A 1,002-nucleotide genomic window follows, 5' to 3' on the forward strand; every position below is an offset into this window, starting at 1 on the left:
CAGTCCCGCCGAGGCGGCGGGAGCGGGGACGGACGCGAGGCCCCCCGCCTCACTGCCGCTGGCTGGGCTCGAGCGGGGCCCGTGAGGAAGCGCGAAGCCGATCGGGCGTCAAGCTGCGCTCGAGTAGTCGGCCGCGCCGCCGCATCCCGGCCGCGTCAATCAACATTCGGCCCGCCCAGCGGTACACATTGAATTCCTGAATCAGCCCGCGCATCACCCGCATCCGGGCGCGCTGTTCCCCCGCGGGCATCGAAAGCGCCAGGTGCAGGGCGGCGGCGCATTGATCCGTGTCATAGGGGTTGACGATAATCGCTTCGGGCAGCTCGCGCGCCGCGCCCGTGAAGTGGCTCAGGATCAGCACGCCTCGCTCGTCGTCCCTCGCCGAGACGAACTCCTTGGCCACCAGGTTCATCCCGTCGTGCAGGCTGGTGACCATGCACAGCTGCGCGGCGCGGTAGTACTCGTAGATGTCCAGGGGCTGATGGTGCTCCACCTTGAGCACGATGGGCGGGTGGCGCGCACCGGCGAAGCGCTCGTTGATCTGCGCCGCCATCGCTCGCACCCGTCCTTCGTATTCCTGGTACTGCCCGATGCGGGTGCGCGTCGGCGCCGCGATCTGGATGAAGGTGAACTTGCCGACCCATTGCGGTTGCACCTCCAGCAGCCGCTCGACCGCGCGCAACCGCTCCTCGATCCCCTTTGTGTAGTCGAGCCGGTCCACGCCGATGCCGACCGTGTGACCGGCCGGCAGGCCGTGGCGCTGCCGCACGTCCTGGCGGCACTCCTCGACGGGCTTGCCCACCAGGGCCGGGGACGGTGGCCACTCGATCGAGATCGGGTAACGCTTTACCGCAGTCTCCTGGCCCCGGTACGAGACGGTGAACATCTCCCGGTCTACCCGCGCTTCCAGCAGGCGATCGACAGTGTCGACGAAGTTGTTGCAGTGGAACTGGGTGTGAAACCCGAGAATGCTGCTGCCGAGCATGCCGTCGAGCAGCTGCT

Annotated in this window: 1 protein-coding gene; it reads right to left on the minus strand. The window is 68.0% G+C overall.

The window, feature by feature from the left end:
* Window positions 1-49: 49 nt before the first annotated feature.
* Window positions 50-1,002 (minus strand): trehalose-6-phosphate synthase (locus tag Q8Q85_01035; protein MDP3772831.1); only part of this gene is annotated, 953 nt, incomplete at its 5' end.

Source organism: Gemmatimonadales bacterium, assembly GCA_030697825.1.
Classification (GTDB): Bacteria; Gemmatimonadota; Gemmatimonadetes; order Gemmatimonadales; family JACORV01; genus JACORV01.